Source organism: Bradyrhizobium sp. WSM2254 (genome assembly GCF_000472645.1).
In the GTDB taxonomy this organism is placed as follows: Bacteria; Pseudomonadota; Alphaproteobacteria; order Rhizobiales; family Xanthobacteraceae; genus Bradyrhizobium; species Bradyrhizobium niftali.
Genome location: NZ_AXAB01000009.1, coordinates 77,274 through 95,215 on the forward strand (window position 1 = coordinate 77,274; position 17,942 = coordinate 95,215).

Annotated in this window: 17 protein-coding genes; 13 read left to right on the top strand and 4 right to left on the bottom strand. The window is 65.2% G+C overall.

What is annotated here, in order from left to right; genetic code table 11:
* Nucleotides 1–185: 185 nt before the first annotated feature.
* Complete coding sequence (locus A3M7_RS0107305; protein ID WP_027543340.1) at nt 186–1,469, top strand: glycerate kinase; 1,284 nt, start codon at nt 186–188, stop codon at nt 1,467–1,469.
* 224 nt (nt 1,470–1,693) lie between these two features.
* On the opposite strand, the gene A3M7_RS0107310 is transcribed toward A3M7_RS0107305, so the two are convergent.
* On the bottom strand, nt 1,694–2,221 hold the full coding sequence (locus tag A3M7_RS0107310; protein WP_027543341.1) for a MarR family winged helix-turn-helix transcriptional regulator: 528 nt from the start codon (nt 2,219–2,221) through the stop codon (nt 1,694–1,696).
* Nucleotides 2,222–2,398: 177 nt separating this feature from the next.
* Between A3M7_RS0107310 and A3M7_RS0107315 the strand changes: the two genes are divergently transcribed.
* The 3 genes from A3M7_RS0107315 to A3M7_RS0107325 are packed head-to-tail and all read left to right on the top strand — an operon-like array spanning nt 2,399 to nt 5,944.
* The gene (locus A3M7_RS0107315) at nt 2,399–3,439 is read left to right on the top strand and encodes a branched-chain amino acid ABC transporter permease (RefSeq protein WP_025575788.1); all 1,041 of its coding nucleotides are present in this window, start codon (nt 2,399–2,401) and stop codon (nt 3,437–3,439) included.
* A gap of 7 nt (nt 3,440–3,446) precedes the next feature.
* Nucleotides 3,447–5,216 carry an ATP-binding cassette domain-containing protein gene (locus tag A3M7_RS43775; RefSeq protein WP_049823248.1) on the top strand — a complete coding sequence of 590 codons (1,770 nt, stop codon included), beginning with the start codon at nt 3,447–3,449 and terminating at the stop codon, nt 5,214–5,216.
* A complete protein-coding gene (locus A3M7_RS0107325) occupies nt 5,213–5,944 on the top strand; it encodes an ABC transporter ATP-binding protein (protein ID WP_027543342.1) in 732 nt (243 codons plus the stop codon). The genes A3M7_RS43775 and A3M7_RS0107325 overlap by 4 nt, the downstream gene beginning before the upstream one ends.
* 166 nt (nt 5,945–6,110) lie before the next feature.
* On the opposite strand, the gene A3M7_RS0107330 is transcribed toward A3M7_RS0107325, so the two are convergent.
* Nucleotides 6,111–6,737, bottom strand: coding sequence for a pyridoxamine 5'-phosphate oxidase family protein (locus A3M7_RS0107330; protein ID WP_027543343.1), 627 nt, complete (start codon nt 6,735–6,737; stop codon nt 6,111–6,113).
* Between the two features lie 123 nt (nt 6,738–6,860).
* On the opposite strand from A3M7_RS0107330, the gene A3M7_RS0107335 reads away from it, so the two are divergent.
* Nucleotides 6,861–7,745 (top strand): LysR family transcriptional regulator, encoded by an 885-nt coding sequence (locus A3M7_RS0107335; RefSeq protein ID WP_027543344.1) that lies wholly within the window; start codon nt 6,861–6,863, stop codon nt 7,743–7,745.
* 151 nt (nt 7,746–7,896) lie between these two features.
* Here the strand turns inward: A3M7_RS0107335 and A3M7_RS0107340 are convergent, their stop codons facing one another.
* Together A3M7_RS0107340 and pobA are read right to left on the bottom strand one after the other, a co-directional pair.
* Nucleotides 7,897–8,316, bottom strand: a complete 420-nt coding sequence (locus A3M7_RS0107340) for a PaaI family thioesterase (protein ID WP_027543345.1) — start codon at nt 8,314–8,316, stop codon at nt 7,897–7,899.
* Between the two features lie 219 nt (nt 8,317–8,535).
* Nucleotides 8,536–9,705, bottom strand: a complete 1,170-nt coding sequence (gene pobA, locus A3M7_RS0107345; RefSeq protein WP_027543346.1) for a 4-hydroxybenzoate 3-monooxygenase — start codon at nt 9,703–9,705, stop codon at nt 8,536–8,538.
* A 258-nt stretch (nt 9,706–9,963) separates the two neighbouring features.
* Between pobA and A3M7_RS0107350 the strand changes: the two genes are divergently transcribed.
* The 8 genes from A3M7_RS0107350 (at nt 9,964) to A3M7_RS0107385 (ending at nt 17,938) form a co-directional block, all read left to right on the top strand.
* The gene (locus A3M7_RS0107350; RefSeq protein ID WP_027543347.1) at nt 9,964–10,980 is read left to right on the top strand and encodes a TRAP transporter substrate-binding protein; all 1,017 of its coding nucleotides are present in this window, start codon (nt 9,964–9,966) and stop codon (nt 10,978–10,980) included.
* A 287-nt stretch (nt 10,981–11,267) separates the two neighbouring features.
* Complete coding sequence (locus A3M7_RS0107355; RefSeq protein ID WP_027543348.1) at nt 11,268–11,777, top strand: TRAP transporter small permease; 510 nt, start codon at nt 11,268–11,270, stop codon at nt 11,775–11,777.
* A gap of 2 nt (nt 11,778–11,779) precedes the next feature.
* Entirely contained in the window at nt 11,780–13,099 is a 1,320-nt protein-coding gene (locus A3M7_RS0107360; protein WP_027543349.1) for a TRAP transporter large permease, read from the top strand.
* Nucleotides 13,100–13,111: 12 nt separating this feature from the next.
* Nucleotides 13,112–13,573: a DUF3237 domain-containing protein gene (locus A3M7_RS0107365; protein WP_027543350.1), complete on the top strand. Its 462-nt coding sequence runs from the start codon at nt 13,112–13,114 to the stop codon at nt 13,571–13,573.
* 79 nt (nt 13,574–13,652) lie between these two features.
* The gene (locus A3M7_RS0107370; RefSeq protein ID WP_027543351.1) at nt 13,653–14,333 is read left to right on the top strand and encodes a DUF2270 domain-containing protein; all 681 of its coding nucleotides are present in this window, start codon (nt 13,653–13,655) and stop codon (nt 14,331–14,333) included.
* Between the two features lie 128 nt (nt 14,334–14,461).
* Nucleotides 14,462–15,271, top strand: coding sequence for a crotonase/enoyl-CoA hydratase family protein (locus A3M7_RS0107375; protein WP_027543352.1), 810 nt, complete (start codon nt 14,462–14,464; stop codon nt 15,269–15,271).
* Nucleotides 15,268–17,151 (top strand): feruloyl-CoA synthase, encoded by a 1,884-nt coding sequence (locus tag A3M7_RS0107380; RefSeq protein WP_027543353.1) that lies wholly within the window; start codon nt 15,268–15,270, stop codon nt 17,149–17,151. Before A3M7_RS0107375 ends, A3M7_RS0107380 begins: the two co-directional genes overlap by 4 nt.
* 25 nt (nt 17,152–17,176) lie before the next feature.
* Nucleotides 17,177–17,938: an SDR family NAD(P)-dependent oxidoreductase gene (locus A3M7_RS0107385; protein ID WP_025575316.1), complete on the top strand. Its 762-nt coding sequence runs from the start codon at nt 17,177–17,179 to the stop codon at nt 17,936–17,938.
* Nucleotides 17,939–17,942 lie beyond the last annotated feature (4 nt).

Sequence of the window (17,942 nt, forward strand, 5' to 3'; positions counted from 1 at the left end):
AGGATCCAGATATGCGAAAGCCCCCTGCGAGCCTCTCGCGGGGGCTTTTTGCTGCACGGCGATTATGATCACGCGATTGCACAATCGAATGATGGTAAACCCTGCTTACGCTTTCGCGCATGATACGGTAGGCAGGTGAACGGCGAATTCGCCGCCATCGCTTCAGTCTGCTCAAGGCCATCGTCATGACCGACCGACGTCCCCTGCTCCGCGCGCTCTACGACGCCGCCGTTGCCGCCGCACATCCGAATACAATTCTGGCGCCGCATCTGCCGCCGGCGCCAAAAGGACGCGTGATCTGCCTCGCCGCCGGTAAGGGCGCCGGCGCGATGGCCGCGGCCGCCGAGCGGCATTATCTCGACGCGCTGAAGCTCGCGCCGGAGCGACTGGTCGGCATCGCCACCACGCGCCACGGCTACGGCGTGCCGACCCGCCGCATCCGCGTGGTCGAAGCCGGCCATCCCGTGCCCGACGAAGCCGGCCTCAAGGGCGCGGCCGATACGCTCGCGCTCGCGGGCGAGGCCGGGCCCGACGATCTGCTTCTGGTGCTGCTCACCGGCGGCGGCTCGGCGAACTGGATCGCGCCGGTGGACGGCATCAGCTTTGCGCAGAAGCAGGCGGTCAACAAGGCGCTCTTGCGTTCGGGCGCGCCGATCGGCGAGATGAACGTCGTGCGCAAGCATCTGTCGCGGATCAAGGGCGGACGGCTGGCGCGCGCCGGCAGGAACGCCGCCGAGATCGTGACGCTCGCGATCTCCGACGTGCCGCATGACGATCCCTCCGCGATCGCCTCCGGCCCCACCGTGCCCGATCCGACCACGCTGGCCGATGCGCGCGCGATCGTGGCCAGGTACAAGCTCGCTATCGACGATGCCGTGCGCCGCGCGCTCGACGATCCCAACAACGAGAGCTGCAAGCCTGATGATGCCGCCTTCGCGCGCGCGTCGTTCGAATTGATCGCGCGGCCCAAGCAGTCGCTCGACGCCGCGGTGAAGCTCGCGAAAGAGGCCGGCTACGAGACCATCGATCTCGGCGCCGATCTCGAAGGCGAGGCGCGCGAGGTCGCGGCCAGTCATGCCGAACTCGCGTTGCAGGCGCGCGCGCAGGGCAAGCGCGTCGCGATCCTCTCCGGCGGCGAGCTCACGGTCACCGTGCGCGGCCAGGGGCGCGGCGGTCCGAACCAGGAATACGCGCTGGCGCTCGCCGCCCTGCTGAAGGACACGGCCGGCATCTCCGCGCTCGCGGGCGACACCGACGGCGCCGATGGTGGCGCCGGCCACCCCACCGACCCCGCAGGCGCGCTGATCGACGCGGCGACGTTTGCGAAGATGAAGGCGCTGGCGCTCCAGCCGCAGGCCTATCTCGACAACAACGACGCGACGGCGTTCTTCGAGGCGACCGGCGATCTGCTGATGCCCGGCCCGACGCTGACGAACGTGAACGATATCCGGGTGATCCTGGTGGATTGAGGCGCCTGCCCAGACGACGGTGTCATTCCCCGCGACCCGGCTACGCCAAGGCTTCGCCGGGGTTGCGGTCCAGGGGCGCCGAAGCTTTAGCGTAGGCGGCAAGCGGGGAATCCAGTACGCCGCTGCTTCTCTGTATCCCACTACGGCCCCTGGAATACTGGATCGCCCGCCTTCGCGGACGATGACGGCGGAGAATGTGGATCGACCGCGGTTAGCCGCGCGCCTCAAAACTCGTTGGCGATCTTCGAGAGCATCTCGATCAGGGCTTCGCGGTTGGCCTGGCCGAGCAGGTCGTTCAGCCGCGCCTCGTGCTTGGTGGCGACGAGCTTTTTCGCCCGCGTCAGCACGGCCTTGCCCTTGTCGGTCAGAACCAGGATATGCGAGCGGCGGTCGTTGGTGGAGCGGATCCGCGCGCAAAGGTCGCGGCTTTCGAGATTGTCGAGCAGGGCCACGAAATTCGGGCGCAGGATGCCGAGGGTGGAGGCGATCTCGGTCTGGTTACGCCCCGGGTTCTTCTCGACCAGCAGCAACACCGAGAACTGCGCCGGCGTGAGCTGGAGCGAGGCCATGCAGCGCAGGAAGTTCTCGAACACCTTAAGCTGCGCCCGCTTCAGGACGTAGCCGAGCTGCTCGGAGAGCTCGCCGAGCTGGAGGGCTTCGGCTGCCCCCTGGGCCTCGGCCGCGTCCTTGCGGCCCTTGGCCGTGTCGGCAGGCTTTTCAGAGGACTTTTCAGCGGATTTGGAAACGGTCATCGCCTCGTGCTCGTAATCCCGCTAAATTCGGGACGGGTCGCCCCGCCCCTTGAAGTTATATTTGATAATTGTTATGGACCATATCAAATATCGCCAGCGCATTTCAATGGCTGTGAGCGGACCGTCCACCGCAATTGCGGAGACCGGTCCTTAATCTTTGAGGGGGAGCGTCCGGTCTTGAACACCACTATCATGCTGTTCCTGGTGCAGGACGGCATCACCAATGGCGCGATCTATGCGCTGCTCGGCCTCGCGCTGGTGCTGGTGTTCGCCGTTACCCGCGTCATCCTTATTCCCCAGGGCGAGTTCGTCACCTATGGCGCGCTGACCTATGCCTCGCTGGCCGCGGGCCAGATGCCGGGCACGGCAAAACTCGCGCTCGCCCTCGGCATCGGCGCCTTCGCCTTCGACCTGTTCGTGGCCCGCAAGGCGCTGCATGGCCGGCTGATCCTGCGCAGCGTCCTCACCAATATCGTGCTGCCCGGCATCGTGCTGGCGCTGACCGTTTATTTCGCCGCCCAGAAGCCGCCGGTGGCGATCTGCATCGTGCTGTCGCTGGTGATCGTGGCGATGATTGGCCTCTATCTCTACCGCGTCGCGTTCCAGCCGCTGGCGCACACCTCCGTGCTGGTGCTGCTGATCGCCTCGGTGGGCGTTCACCTCGCGCTGCAGGGACTGGGCCTCCTGTTCTTCGGCGCCGAAGGCCAGCGCGGACCTGCCGTGCTGTCCGGCTCTTTCACCGCCGGCGCGCTGCGCTTCACCGGCCAGAGCATCACCGTCTACGGCATCACCATCGCCTTCATCGTCGGGCTCTGGCTGTTCTTCGGCCTGACGCTCTACGGCAAGGCGCTGCGCGCGACCGCCGTGAACCGGTTAGGGGCGCGGCTGGCCGGCATCCGCACCACGCTGTCCGGGCAGATCGCCTTCCTGCTGGCGTCCGTCATCGGCGCACTGTCGGGCATCATGATCGTGCCGATCACGACGCTCTATTACGACAGCGGCTTCCTGATTGGCCTAAAGGGTTTCGTCGCCGCGATCATCGGCGGCCTCGTCAGCTACCCCCTCACCGCCGTCGCGGCGCTGTTCGTCGGCATCGTCGAGGCGTTCTCGTCCTTCTACGCCTCCAACTACAAGGAAGTGATCGTCTTCATGCTGCTGATCCCCGTGCTGCTGCTGCGCTCGCTCGCCGCGCCCGCGGTCGAGGAAGAGAAGGACTGACGCCAAGATGCAGAGCCGGCTTCCCATCCTCGTCTTCGCGCTTGTCATGGCGGCGATCCCGTTTGTCCCTGGCATGCCTCCGTTCTGGATCGTGCTGCTCGACAATATCGGCCTTGCCGCCCTGGTCGCGATGGGCCTCGTGATGCTGACCGGCGTCGGCGGCCTCACCTCGTTCGGCCAGGCCGCCTTCGTCGGCTTCGGCGCCTACACCACCGCGGTGCTGTCGACGAGCTACGGCCTGTCGCCCTGGCTGACGCTGCCGTTGTCGCTCGTGGTCAGCGGATCGCTGGCGGTGCTGCTTGGCCTCGTCACCGTCCGCCTCTCCGGCCACTATCTGCCGCTCGGCACGCTGGCCTGGGGGCTCGGCCTGTTCTATCTCTTCAGCAAGCTGGAGTTTTTGGGCCGCAACGACGGCATCTCGGCGATCCCGCCGCTGTCGATCGGCGCGTACAAGATGCTCTCGCCCGGCTCGATCTATTACGCGATCTGGGTCGCCGTGATCCTCTCGGCCCTGCTCACGATGAACCTGCTGGACTCCCGCACCGGCCGCGCCATCCGGGCGCTGCGGCGCGGCCATATCGCGGCCGAGGCGTTCGGCGTGCACACGCCGCGGGCAAAGCTGCTGGTGTTCATCCATGCCGCGGTGCTGGCCGGCCTCTCCGGCTGGCTCTACGCGCACCTTCAGCGCGCGGTGAACCCGACGCCGTTCGGCGCGCAGGCCGGCATCGAATACCTCTTCATCGCAGTGGTCGGCGGCGCCGGTTATGTCTGGGGCGGCGTGCTGGGCGCGGCGATCGTCGTGGTCCTGAAAGAGGTGCTGCAAAGCTATCTGCCGCTGCTCCTGCCGGGCTCCGGCCAGGTCGAGACCATCGTGTTCGGCATCATGCTGGTGGCATTGCTCCAGCTCGCGCCCGGCGGCGTCTGGCCGTGGCTGATGTCGTTCCTGCCCGAGCGCACCGGTGGCAAGAAGCCGGACAATTCGCTGAAACTGGAGCAGCGCACCCGCGCGGCCGGCGAGGCCAGCGTCCTGCTCCAGGTCGAGAAGGCGCGCAAGCAATTCGGCGGCGTGATCGCGGTCAACAACGTCTCCTTCGACGTCCAGGCCCGCGAGATCGTCGCGCTGATCGGGCCGAACGGCGCCGGCAAGAGCACGACATTCAACCTGATCACCGGCGTGCTGTCGGCGACATCGGGCTCGATCTCGGTGCTCGGCAAGAAGGTCGACAACGCGCCGCCGCAGGAGATCGTCAAGCTCGGCATCTCCCGCACCTTCCAGCACGTGAAGCTGGTCCCCGACATGACCGTGCTGGAGAACGTCGCGATCGGCGCGCATCTGCGCGGCCATTCGGGGCCGATCGCCTCGATGCTGCGGCTCGACCGTGCTGACGAGGCAAAGCTGCTCGCCGAGGCCGCCCGCCAGATCGAGCGCGTCGGCCTCGCCGACCAGATGCACCAGCTCGCAGGTTCGCTCTCGCTCGGCCAGCAGCGCATCGTCGAGATCGCGCGCGCGCTCTGCGTCGATCCGATGCTGCTGCTGCTCGACGAGCCCGCCGCGGGCCTCCGCCACATGGAGAAGCAGCAGCTTGCCAGGCTGCTGCGCGAGTTGCGCGACGGCGGCATGAGCGTGCTGCTGGTCGAGCACGACATGGGCTTCGTCATGAACCTCGCCGACCGCATCGTCGTACTCGATTTCGGCACCAAGATCGCGGAGGGCACGCCCGCCACGATCAAGACCAATCCCGAAGTGATCAAGGCCTATCTCGGAGTGGCGGCATGAGCGCGCTATTGTCCGTCACCGACGCGCATGTCGCCTATGGCAAGGTCGAGGCCGTGCGCTCGGTCTCGCTCGAGGTCGGGGCGAACCAGATCGTCACCATCGTCGGCGCCAACGGCGCCGGCAAGACCACGCTGCTGTCCGCCATCATGGGCATTTTGCCGCTGAAGGGCCGCGTTGTCTTTGCCGGCCAGGATCTCGCGCGGCTCGACATCGAGGACCGCGTCGCGATGGGCCTCGGCCTCGTCCCGGAGCACCGCGAATTGTTCGTGACCATGAATGTCGAGGACAATCTCGAGCTCGGGGCCTTCCGCATCGAGCGGGGCAAGGCGAAAGCCTCGATGGAGCGGGTCTACACGCTGTTCCCGCGGCTGAAGGAGCGGCGCAAGCAGCTCGCCGGCACGCTCTCCGGCGGCGAGCAGCAGATGCTCGCGATGGGCCGCGCGCTGATGGGCGAGCCGAAGCTCCTGATGCTGGACGAGCCGAGCCTCGGCCTCGCGCCGATCATCGTCGCCGACATCTTCCGCATCGTCACCGAGCTGCGCGCCAGCGGCGTCTCGGTGCTGCTGGTCGAGCAGAACGCGCAGGCCGCGCTCAAGATCGCGGACCAGGCCTATGTGATGGAGCTCGGCGAGTTCGTGCTCAGCGGCAAGGCCAGCGACATCGCCGCGAACGAACGCGTTGCGGCGAGCTATCTCGGCTTCCAGCACGAAGGCGCGGGCGTGATGTAGTTCTGCTAGCGGCGCTCACTGGCGTATCATCCGCAAAACTGTCATCGTCCGCGAAGGCGGACGATCCAGTACTCCGAGAAGACTGTGATCGAATCGATAGGTCGCTGCGTACTGGATGCCCCGCCTTCGCGGGGCATGACACCGAAGAATACGACGAGATGCGCACCTAGATGCTCGCCGCCTTCTCCTCCTTCAACGCCGCCACCTCCGCTTCCAGGTCGGCGATGCGCTGATCCCTCGCCGCCAGCGCGGCCGCGACATCCGCCGCGTCGAATTTCTGCGGAATGTGCTGCGGGCAGTTGGTGTCCCAGGCCGCGATCTTGAACAGGATCACCTGCTCGGGCCGCGCGCGGTAGCCTTTCGGCATCAGCGACGTCGCGAGCGCATCGTCGTCCTCGACCACGCGCGCCTCGCCCCAGATCTTCACCCGGCGGCGATGGGCGTAGTCCATCACGAAGATGTAGGCCTTGGGATTTTCGGACAGGTTTCCCTGCGTGATGTATTGCCGGTTGCCGGCATAGTCCGTGAAAGCCAGCGTCTGCTTGTCCAGCACCTTCAAAAAGCCCTTCGGGCCGCCGCGGTGCTGGATGTAAGGCTGGCCGTCCGCCGAGGCGGTGGCGAAATAGAAGCTGTTGGCTTCAGCGAGGAACGTTGCGAGGTTCTCGTCGACCTCGGTGCGCCAGCCGCGCTGCTCGGCCTGCGCATAGCCTTCGCGTGATCCCTTTCGGGTCTGGATCGATTTCACCGCCGGCGTGAACGCCACGTCGCTGGCGTAGGTATGAGTTGCCGTCATCGGAAGTTCTCCTGGAATTCCGGCGCAAATCTGCGTCTTTCGACCGCTAAGGTGGCAACCTTCGGCTTCTAAAACAATCAGCCGGCTTGACACTTCATCATTGCAATATATGCAATAATGTCCATGGACCGCCTGGACGCCATGCACGTCTTCGTCACCGTCGCCGACCTGCGCGGCTTTGCGCCGGCGGCGCGCAAGCTGCACCTGTCGCCCTCGGCGGTGACGCGGCTGATCGCGGCGCTGGAAGAGCATCTCGGCGCCCGGCTGTTGCAGCGGACCACGCGGCAGGTGACCCTGACCGACGTCGGCACGCGCTACCTGGAGCGCGCCCGGCGCATCCTCGCCGATGTCGAGGAGGCTGACGGCTCGGCGCGGGAAGAGCGCAACCGGCCGAGCGGGCGGCTGGTGGTGTCGGCGCCCGTCGGCTTCGGCCGGCTGCATGTCGGGCCGGTCATGACGGCCTATCTCAAGCGCTATCCCGAGGTTGCCGGCGAATTGCGGCTGTCCGACCATCTCGTCAATCTCGTGGAAGACGCCGTCGACGTGGCGGTTCGGATCGGCCATCTCGCCGATTCCACGCTGGTGGCCCGCCAAGTCGGCGAGATGCGGCGGATCGTGGTGGCCGCGCCGAGCTATCTGAAGCGCCATGGCGAGCCGAAGACGCCGGAAGCGCTCGCCTCGCACCAGACCATCCAGTTCGGCCCGGCGACCGAATGGCGTTTCCCGCATGACGGCCGCGACATCGAGGTGACGCCGTCGCCCCGCTTCATCAGCAACAGTGCAGACGCAGCGCTGCAATATGCCGAGGCCGGCGGCGGCGTGACGCGGGTGCTGGCCTATCAGGCCGCCGAGGGGCTGAAGCGGGGACGATTGAAAATCGTGCTGGCGAAATACGAGCAGCCGGCACTGCCGATCCATGTCGTCTATCCGACCTCGCGCCTGCTCTCGGCCAAGGTGCGCGCGTTCATCGATCTCGTGGTGGAGACGGCGGAGTGGCGGTTCGGATAGCCTCACCCTCTCCGTCATGGCCGGGCATAGCCGTCCGAAGGACGGCGTCGCTTCCGCTCGCCTATGTCCCGGCCATCCACGTCTTTCTCACAAGGCACGAAGAACGTGGATGCCCGGGACAAGCCCGGGCATGACGATGGAGAGAGCGGTGCTATCCCTTCTTCGGCACCACCCGAAACGTCCCGCTGGCGCGCGCGATCACGGCATCGTCGGCCTTGACCAGGCACTGCGCGAAGCAGATCGTGCTGCCGGTCTTGATCGCCTCGCCCTCGACTGCGAGCCATTGGCCGATCTCGGCGGCGCCGACAAAGTCGACCGACAACGAGATCGTCACGAAGGACGTCGTCCAGCCGGTCGCCTGTGCGCAGCTGTAACCCATGGCGGCATCGGCGAGCGCCGCGATCAGCCCGCCATGGATCAATCCGCGCGCGTTGGTGTGCGGCTTGGCCAGGCGCAGGCCGATGATCACGGCCTTGTCGGTCTTCTTCGAATAGAGCGGCTCCCAGGGATCGGTGAGCGGCGCTTTACGGAAATGCGGCTCGAAGCCGGCGGGAATGTCGGTAGAGGTCATGGCTGTCTCGCGTTGCTGGTTGCCAGCATTGAACGCGATGTGGATGACGGTTTCACCGCCTACAAAGTTTTAAACGGAATTTGCGGGGGTGTTTGAAATGGCCTCCGCTGTCATTGCGAGGAGCTCTTGCGACGAAGCAATCCAGACTGCCTCCTCGGAGGGTCTCTGGATTACTTCGCTACGCTCGCAATGACGGAGTGTGCGGGGCCGCCACGTTCCCTAAAACGGCAGCCCCACATAATTCTCCGACAGCGAGGTCATCGCGGCCTGCGAGTGCGTGACGTAGTCGAGCTCGGCGAGCTGGATCCGGGCGCCGATGCTGCCGGTGTCGGGGAATTTGTGGAGCATCGAGGTCATCCACCAGGAGAAGCGCACGGCTTTCCAGACGCGCGCGAGCGCCTTGGCGGAATAGGCGTCGAGGCCGGCGCTGGACTTCTCGTCGTAGAATTCGCGCAGCGCGCTCGACAGATAATGCGCGTCGCTGGCAGCCAGGTTCAATCCCTTGGCCCCGGTCGGCGGCACGATGTGGGCGGCATCGCCGCACAGGAACATCCTGCCGAAGCGCATCGGCTCGGCGACAAAGCTGCGCAACGGGGCGATGCTCTTCTCGATCGAGGGACCGGTGACGAGGCTGTCAGCCGCCTCCTGGTCGAGCCGGCGCTTCAATTCGTCCCAGAAGCGGTCGTCCGGCCATTGGTCGACGTGGTCGTCCAGCGAGCACTGCACATAGTGGCGGCTGCGCTTCATCGAGCGCATGGTGCAGAGCGCAAAGCCGCGGGCGTGGTTGGAGTAGATCAGCTCGTGGCTGACCGGCGGCGTCTCGGAGAGGATGCCGAGCCAGCCGAACGGATAGACCCGCTCGAACTCCTCGATCGCCGAGGCCGGGACGCTGGCGCGGCTGACGCCGTGGAAACCATCGCAACCAGCGATGAAATCGCAATCCACCGTGTGGGTGACGCCGTCCTTGACCCAGGTTACGCGCGGGTGATTGCCGTCGAAATCATGCGGCTGCACGTCCCTGGCCTCGTAGACCGTATTGAGGCCGGCCGCCTTGCGCGCGTTCATCAGGTCGAGCGTGACCTCGGTCTGGCCGTAGATCATCACCGTCTTGCCGGTCGCCGCCTTCATGTCGATGCGATGACGGCGGCCGGAAAAGGCGAGCTCGATGCCCTCATGCACCAGGCCTTCGGCATGCGCCCGCGCACCGGCGCCGACCTGGTCGAGCAGCGCGACGGTTCCCTCCTCCAGGAGACCGGCGCGGATGCGGCCGAGCACGTAGTCCGGGCTCTGCCGCTCCAGGATGAAATTGTCGATGCCGTAATGGTGCAGCAGTTGCCCAAGCAACAATCCAGCCGGCCCGGCCCCGATGATTGCGACTTTTGTCCGCAATACTTGCTCCACCCGATCCTGTAGGCTTTCGCCGCGGCTCGCTTGTCGCGTCGGTCCGCGCAAGATAATTATATCATATAATCGTTGGGCAAAAGGGGAGGCCCGAGCAGCGACAAATCCATGCAACATGGCTGACGTAGATGACGCGGCGGCACGCCGCGCCAGTTCCGGCTTGAACGCGCCGTCAAATTAGATAACATGTTAAATAACGAGACCGGGCCATCGAAGCCCGCCGTCGAAAACAGGGAGAGACGTGTGATGAGGAAAGCCTGTCTGGCTTTGTTGCTCGCAGCAAGCGTGACGCCCGCGTTCGCGCAGGACAAGACCTTCGATTTGAAGATCTCGCACTGGGTGCCGGCTTCGCATCCCCTCCAGAAATCGCTGGAAGACTGGGCGGCTGCGGTCGAGAAGGATTCCGGCGGCACCATCAAGGGCAAGGTGTTTCCGGCCCAGCAGCTCGGCAAGGCGTTCGATCATTACGACATGGCGCGCGATGGCATCGCCGACGTCACTTATGTCAATCCCGGCTATCAGCCCGGCCGCTTCCCGATCGTCGGCGCCGGCGAATTGCCGTTCCTGATCTCGGATGCCAAGGGCGGCTCGATGGGGCTGGACGCCTGGTATCGCAAATATGCAGAGAAGGAGATGAAGGACGTCAAATACTGCCTCGCCTTCGTCCACTCACCCTCGTCCTTCCACTCCCGCACCAAGAAGATCGTGACGCCGGAGGACGTGAAGGGCCTGAAGATCCGCCCGGCGCACGCCACCATGGCGAACTTCGTCACCTCGCTCGGCGGCACCAATGTGCAGTCCTCCGCGCCCGAAGTGCGTGACATCATCGAGCGCGGCGTCGCCGACGGCGTCACCTTCCCCTGGGGCTCGCTGGTGCTGTTCGGCATCGACAAGGTGACCAAGTACGACATGGAGGCGCCGCTCTACACCACGACCTTCGTGTTCGTGATCAACAAGGACAAGTACAACGCGATGTCCGACAAGCAGAAGGCCGCGATCGACAAGAACTGCTCGGTCGAGATGGCGGGCGTCGTCGGCGAGCACTGGGGCAAGTTCGAGGATGCCGGCATCGACAAGGTCAAGGCGGAATCCAATCATGAAGTCTACAAGCTGACACCCGAGCAGACCGCCGCCTGGAAGAAGGCCGCTGAGCCGCTGGTCAAGACCTGGTCCGAGGGCGCGAAAAAGGCCGGCGCCGATCCGGACGCAGCACTCGCGGATTTGAAGGCGTCGCTGAAGAAGTACAACGCGCTGGCGGAGTGAGGCCTGGTCACTAAGAACACGGCGGGGGGAGACATCTCGCCGCTGTTGTTCTGCAAGCGGGTTGAAGGTGAGGAGCGCACTCTGCTTCGTCCCCCTCTCCCCGCCTGCGGGGAGAGGGTTGGGGTGAGGGGGAGTCTCCGCGGGGACGGTGACAATTGGACTCGCGGAGAGTCCCCCTCACCCGGAATCCGCGCGTTCCGCGCGAATTCCGGCCTCTCCCCGCAAGCGGGGAGAGGCGAAGGGCGCGCCGGGTCGAAAGCAAGAATGACAGCACTTAAGGATCTCCCATGAAGCGCGCCTGGATGGATCGCTTTATCGACACGATCGAATGGATCGCGGCCGGCTTCGTCGGCCTCGTCGCACTCGACATCTTCCTGTCGGTGCTGCTGCGCAACACGCTGAACTATTCGATCCCCGACAGTTTCGATATCGGCCGCATGCTGCTCGGCATCCTGATCTTCTGGGGCATTGCCGCGACCTCCTATCGCGGCACCCACATCACGGTCGACCTGGTCTGGGGCAATGTCGGGCCGCGCTATCAGCGCTGGATCGACGTGTTCGCGACCATGGTGCTGCTGTTCGTCGTCACCGTGCAGACCTGGACCTTGTTCGACAAGGTGCGCGGCACTTACAACGACAACGTCCAGACCTTCGACATGCACATGCCGACCTGGCCGTTCTTCGCGATCGCCTGGATCGGCGACGTCTCGGCCGTGCTGCTGATCGCGATCCGCACCTACCGGCTGATCCTCCATCCCGAAGAAATGCACGACCCCAAGCTGAAGGCGACGGAGTAACCATGAGCACCGATGTCGTCGCCGTAATCGGCTTCGTTTCCCTGTTTGCGTTGATGCTGCTGCGCGTGCCCGTCGGCATGGCCATGGGCCTCGTCGGCGTCTCCGGCTTCTCCTATCTGGTCGGCGCCACGCCGGCGCTGAAGCTGGTCGGCCAGACCTCGATGCGTACGGTCACCGACTACACCTTCGGCGTCATCCCGATGTTCCTGCTGATGGGCTCCTTCGTCAGCAATTCCGGCATGAGCCGCGAGCTGTTCCGCGCCGCCAACGGCTTTGTCGGGCATTTGCGCGGCGGGCTCGGCATCGCCACCGTCGGCGCCTGCGGCGGCTTTGCCGCGATCTGCGGCTCCTCGGTTGCGACCGCCGCGACCTTCTCCGCCGTCGCCTATCCCGAGATGCGCCGCTTCGGCTATCCGCAGTCGTTCGCCACCGGCGTGATCGCGGCCGGCGGCACGCTCGGCGCGATGCTGCCGCCCTCCACCGTGCTGGCGGTCTACGGCATCATCACCGAGCAGGACATCGGAAAGCTCTTCATCGCCGGCATCATTCCGGGCCTGCTGGCGATGACCATGTACATGATCACGATCGCCCTGATCGGATACTTCCGGCCGGACTTCCTGCCCAAGGGCAAGGTGCTGCCGTGGCGCGAGCGCTTTGCCGGGCTGAAGGAGATCTGGGCGCCGGTTCTGCTGTTCGTCTTCGTCATCGGCGGCCTCTACGGCCTGCCCTTCCTGCCGCGCTTCACGCCGACGGAAGCCGGCGGCGTCGGCGCCACCGGTGCCTTCATCATCGGCGTGCTGACCGGCCGGCTCGACCGCGAGAAGATTCTGGCCTCGCTGCTCCAGGCGACGCGCACCGCGGCCGCCGTGTTCACCGTGCTGATCGGCGCGCTGATCTTCGGCTATTTCCTCACGGTGACGCAGACCCCGCAGAAGGTGACGGAATTCCTCACCGGCCTCGGCCTCGGCCCCTACGGCGTGCTGGCGCTGATCATGGTGATGTATCTCGTGCTCGGCTGCCTGATGGACGCCATGGCGATGATCATCCTGACCGTGCCGATCATCTTCCCCGTCATCATGCATCTCGGCTTCGACCCGATCTGGTTCGGCGTCATCATCGTGATGACGGTCGAACTCGGCCTGATCCACCCGCCGGTCGGCATGAACGTCTTTGTCATCAAAAGCGTGGTGAAGGACGTCTCCTTCTCCACCATCTTCAAGGGCGTGATCCCGTTCGTGGCGACGGATCTGGTGCGGCTGGTGATCCTGATCGCCTTCCCGCTGCTGGCGACGTGGCTGCCGACACGGATGATGGCGCATTGACGAGGTGAGGCGATGACCACGCCGACGTTAGAGACGAAATACGTCTTCACCATCACCGCGCGCATCGGTGACGTCGTCACCGCGGGCGAGACCGGCATCGGCGTGCGCCGCATCATCCCGATCGTCGGCGGCGAGGTGACGGGCGCGATCACCGGCAAGGTTCTTCCCTTCGGCGCCGACTTCCAGACCATTCGCCCCAACGAGCTGATCGACCTTGAAGCCAAATACGCCTTCGAGACCGACGACGGCGCCATCGTCTATGTCGAGAACAAGGGCATCCGCTTCGGCCCGGTCGAGCTGTTGCAGAAGCTCAAGCGCGGCGAGGCAGTCGATCCGAAACTGATCTATTTCCGCACCGTGCCGAAGTTCGAGACGGGGCATGAAAACTATCGCTGGCTGATGCAGCACATTTTTGTCGCCTCAGCCGCGCGCCACGCGGACCGCGTGGTGATCGACGTGCATCAGGTGATGTGAGGAATCGGTCTTTGACCCAGGGCGAACCTGGTTCAGAATGTGATCTGCGCCAAGTTGTGCAGCCCACGGGAGTCCCACCATGTCTCTTATGGCTTCCAGCGAACCAGTCCCCCAACACACCTTCGACTCCGCCGAAATGGGCGCTATCGCTCATCTCTACCGCGGCGAGGTCTATCGATCGACGATCTGGCGAACGCGGCTCGACAACACGACCAATTGGGCGATCGTCACGATGGGCATCGCGCTGTCGACGACATTTTCGAGCCCGGAGGCTTCGCCTCTACCACTCGTACTCGTCGGACTGCTCCTTGCCGTGTTCCTTGGTATGGAGGCACGGCGTTATCGCTATTTCAATGTCTGGCGTGCCCGGGCTCGTTGGTTGGAGAGGAATTTCTATGCGCCAATCTTCACCGGAGAAGCGCACGATGATAGCTGGAAGGCTGTTCTCGCGCGCGACTACACTGCGCCCCGCCATCACATTTCATTTGTCCGCGCTGCCGGACGGCGGTTACGTCGCAACTACGTCTGGATTCTCGCCATCCAGGCGACCGCCTATTACGGCAAGATTGCAATCCATCCGACGCCTGCAGTGACCTTGACGGAACTTATCGATCGCGCCGCCGTCGGACCGATTCCCGGCTGGGTCGTTCTGATCGGGGGCTTTGCCTACAATTTCGGGTGGCTGGCGTTTGCGCTCGGCACGATGTGGCTCGACCAACGCGAGCACGGGACCAAGGGCGACCAGGTGGCGATGGGCTGATGACATCGGCGGCTACCCGTTCCTGGGGGAGCCGAGACGAGCGTAGCTGCCCCGACGCCAGGGAGGGCTTCCCTTGTTGACTCCTTGTAAATTCGTTATACAACATAACTATTCTGATAAGGACGCAAATGACACAGGGAAACGCCGAGACCGCTGACGCGGGCGCCTCCGGGCTGTTGAGGATCGAGAGGGCGGACCGGGTTCTGACCGTGGGCCTGAACCGGCCGGCCAAGCGCAATGCGCTCAATGACGGCATCATCCTGGAAATCGGCGAGTGCTTTGCCTCCCTGCCCGAGGATATCGGCGCGGTCGTCATCCACGGCATCGGCGATCACTTCTCCTCCGGCCTCGATCTTTCCGAGCTGACCGACCACGACGCGACCGGCGGTCTCCTCCATTCGCAGATGTGGCACCGGGTGTTCGACCGCATCCAGTACAGCCGCGTGCCCGTGATCGCCGCGCTCAGGGGCGCGGTGATCGGCGGCGGGCTGGAACTCGCCTGCGCCGCACATATCCGCGTCGCCGAGCCCTCGACCTATTTCGCCCTGCCGGAAGGACAGCGCGGCATCTTCGTCGGCGGCGGCGGCTCGGTGCGGCTGCCGCGGCTGATCGGCGTTGCCAGGATGATGGACATGATGCTGACCGGCCGCGTCTATAGCGCGACCGAAGGCGCCTCCTACGGCTTTGCGCAATATGTGACGGAGGCCGGCAACGGGCTCGGCAAGGCGCTGGAGCTTGCAACCAAGGTCGCCTCCAACGCGCCGCTGACGAATTTCGCCGTGCTCCAGGCGCTACCGATGATCGCGGAGGCCAATCCGCAGGCCGGCCTGTTGATGGAATCGCTGATGGCGACGGTGGCGCAGAGCGACAAAGAGGCAAAACGCAGGATCCGCGAATTCCTCGAGCACAAGACCGCCAAGGTGAAGCCAAAGTCATGAGTGCACAGCCGTCCTCTTCCAACACGGAGCGCGGCGCAAGCACTTTCCCGCTGCGACCCATTTCGTTCGGCGATCCCGTCGTCAACATCGAACGGCGCGAGGACGGGACGATCTACCTGCGGCCGAAGCAGCCGCTCGGCGACTATCCCGTCCGCATCACCGACCGCCTGCATCATTGGGCGGCGACGACGCCGGACCGCGTCTTCATGGCCGAGCGCGAAGGCGGCCGCGGCTGGCGCAAGATCACCTATGCCGAGCTGCTCACCGCGAGCCGGCACATCGCCTCCGGGCTGATCCAGCGCGGCCTGTCGGCGGAGCGACCGGTGGTCATCCTCTCCGGCAATTCGATCGACCATGCGCTTCTGGCTTTCGGCGCGTTCTATGCCGGTGTTCCGTTCTGCCCGGTGTCGCCGGCCTATTCGCTGGTGTCGAAGGATTACGGCAAGCTGTCCTATCTGATGAAGCTGTTGACGCCCGGCCTCGTCTTCGCCGAGGACGCCGACAAGTTCGCGGATGCGCTCGCCGCCAATGTTTCGCTCGGCACCGAGATCGCCGCGTCCTACGGCACCGTGCCGGGCCGCGACGTCACCCTGCTCGCCGACCTCATGGCGACGCCGATCCGCGGCGATCTCGACGAGGTCCACGGCAAGATCGGCCCCGACACGATCGCGAAATTCCTGCTGACGTCGGGCTCGACCGGCAATCCCAAGGCCGTCATCAACACCCAGCGCATGATCTGCGCCAACCAGGTGATGCTGCGCGAGACGCTCGCCTTCCTCAAGGACGAGCCGCCCGTCATCATCGACTGGCTGCCCTGGAATCACACCTTCGGCGGCAACCACAATATCGGGCTGACGCTCTACAATGGCGGCTCGATGTATCTGGACGCCGGCAAGCCGATGCCGGGCGGCATCGAGGAGACCGTGCGCAATCTCCAGGAGATTTCGCCGACGGTCTATTTCAACGTACCCAAGGGCTACGAGTCCCTGCTGCCATACCTGCGCGACGACCAGGGCCTGCGCGCAAAATTCTTCGACCGGCTGCATGCGATGTTCTTCTCGGGCGCGGCGCTGTCGCCGTTCGTCTGGAACAGCCTCGACGAGCTCGCGGTGAAGGAAAAAGGCTATCGCGTGCCGATGCTGACCGGCCTTGGCGCCACCGAGACCGCACCGTTCTTCATGTCGGTCAATCCGCGCACCAGCCGCTCCGGCCATGTCGGGTTGCCGGTCTCAGGCAATGACGCCAAGCTGGTGCCAAACAACGGCAAGCTCGAGGTCCGCGCCAAGGGGCCGAACGTGATGCCCGGCTACTGGCGCCAGGCGGACATCACCGCAAAATCCTTCGACGAGGAAGGATTTTACATGATGGGCGATGCGCTCAAGCCCGCCGATCCCGATGATCTCAACGCCGGCTTCGATTTCGACGGCCGCGTCAGCGAGGATTTCAAGCTCGGCAGCGGTACCTGGGTCAGCGTCGGCCCCTTGCGCGCGCGCTTCGTCGCGGCCTGCGCACCGCTGGTGCGCGACGTCGTCATTGCCGGCATCAACCGCGACGAGGTTTCCGCGCTGGTCGTGCTCGACCTCGACGGCTGCCGGCTGATCAACCCGACGCTGCCGGCCGACGATCTCGTCGTCGCGACGCGCGACCGGCTGGTGCGCGAGGCCTTTCGCGAGCGCCTGACCCGTTTCCTCGGCTCGGCCACCGGCTCCTCGACGCGGATCACGCGCGCGATCCTGATGGATACGCCGCTCTCGATCGACAAGGGCGAGGTCACCGACAAGGGCTCGATCAACCAGCGCGCGGTGCTGGAGCATCGCGGCGCGCTGATCGACGAGCTCTACGCTGCCAATCCGTCGGACCGTGTGATATCGGTCGGCTAAGAAATCATCGCTACAGGAGAACGCCATGTTGTTGAAGGATCAGGCAGCCATCGTTACCGGCGGCGCATCGGGGCTCGGCGCGGCGACCGCGCGAAAACTGGCGGCACAGGGCGCCAAGGTCGCGGTGTTCGACCTCAACGCCAAGCTCGCAGAAACCGTTGCCGCCGAGATCAAGGGCGTGGCCGTTACTTGCGACGTCTCCGATGCCGCCTCCGCTGAGGCTGCGATCGCGCAGGCAACCAAGGCCCACGGCCCCGCGCGCGTGCTGGTCAATTGCGCCGGCATCGGCGTTGCCAAGCGCGTGGTGGGCCGCGACGGCCCGATGGCGCTCGCCGATTTCGACAAGGTGATCAAGGTCAATCTGATCGGTACCTTCAACATGCTGCGCCTCGCCGCGACCGAGATGTCCAAGCTCGAGCCGCAGGCGACCGGCGAGCGCGGCGTCATCATCAACACCGCCTCCGTCGCCGCCTATGACGGCCAGATCGGGCAGTCGGCCTATTCGGCCTCGAAGGGCGGCATCGTCGGCATGACGCTGCCGATCGCGCGCGAGCTCGCACAGTTCGGCGTCCGCGTGCTGACGATCGCGCCCGGCCTGTTCCTCACCCCGCTGCTCGCCAACCTGCCGCAGGAAGCCCAGGACTCGCTCGCGGCCGCGATCCCCTTCCCGCGCCGGCTCGGCAACGCCGACGAGTTTGCCGCGCTCGCGCTGCACATGGTCGAGAATTCGTACCTGAACGGCGAGGTGGTGCGCCTCGACGGCTCGCTGCGCATGGCGCCGAAGTAAGGCG

What these genes read in the sequence shown, in the direction of transcription:
- A3M7_RS0107305 (WP_027543340.1), top strand. Translation starts at nt 186, where the DNA reads ATGACCGACCGACGTCCCCTGCTCCGCGCGCTCTACGACGCCGCCGTT.
- A3M7_RS0107310 (WP_027543341.1), bottom strand. Translation starts at nt 2,221, where the DNA reads ATGACCGTTTCCAAATCCGCTGAAAAGTCCTCTGAAAAGCCTGCCGAC.
- A3M7_RS43775 (WP_049823248.1), top strand. Translation starts at nt 3,447, where the DNA reads ATGCAGAGCCGGCTTCCCATCCTCGTCTTCGCGCTTGTCATGGCGGCG.
- A3M7_RS0107325 (WP_027543342.1), top strand. Translation starts at nt 5,213, where the DNA reads ATGAGCGCGCTATTGTCCGTCACCGACGCGCATGTCGCCTATGGCAAG.
- A3M7_RS0107330 (WP_027543343.1), bottom strand. Translation starts at nt 6,737, where the DNA reads ATGACGGCAACTCATACCTACGCCAGCGACGTGGCGTTCACGCCGGCG.
- A3M7_RS0107335 (WP_027543344.1), top strand. Translation starts at nt 6,861, where the DNA reads ATGGACCGCCTGGACGCCATGCACGTCTTCGTCACCGTCGCCGACCTG.
- A3M7_RS0107340 (WP_027543345.1), bottom strand. Translation starts at nt 8,316, where the DNA reads ATGACCTCTACCGACATTCCCGCCGGCTTCGAGCCGCATTTCCGTAAA.
- A3M7_RS0107350 (WP_027543347.1), top strand. Translation starts at nt 9,964, where the DNA reads ATGAGGAAAGCCTGTCTGGCTTTGTTGCTCGCAGCAAGCGTGACGCCC.
- A3M7_RS0107355 (WP_027543348.1), top strand. Translation starts at nt 11,268, where the DNA reads ATGAAGCGCGCCTGGATGGATCGCTTTATCGACACGATCGAATGGATC.
- A3M7_RS0107360 (WP_027543349.1), top strand. Translation starts at nt 11,780, where the DNA reads ATGAGCACCGATGTCGTCGCCGTAATCGGCTTCGTTTCCCTGTTTGCG.
- A3M7_RS0107365 (WP_027543350.1), top strand. Translation starts at nt 13,112, where the DNA reads ATGACCACGCCGACGTTAGAGACGAAATACGTCTTCACCATCACCGCG.
- A3M7_RS0107370 (WP_027543351.1), top strand. Translation starts at nt 13,653, where the DNA reads ATGTCTCTTATGGCTTCCAGCGAACCAGTCCCCCAACACACCTTCGAC.
- A3M7_RS0107375 (WP_027543352.1), top strand. Translation starts at nt 14,462, where the DNA reads ATGACACAGGGAAACGCCGAGACCGCTGACGCGGGCGCCTCCGGGCTG.
- A3M7_RS0107380 (WP_027543353.1), top strand. Translation starts at nt 15,268, where the DNA reads ATGAGTGCACAGCCGTCCTCTTCCAACACGGAGCGCGGCGCAAGCACT.
- A3M7_RS0107385 (WP_025575316.1), top strand. Translation starts at nt 17,177, where the DNA reads ATGTTGTTGAAGGATCAGGCAGCCATCGTTACCGGCGGCGCATCGGGG.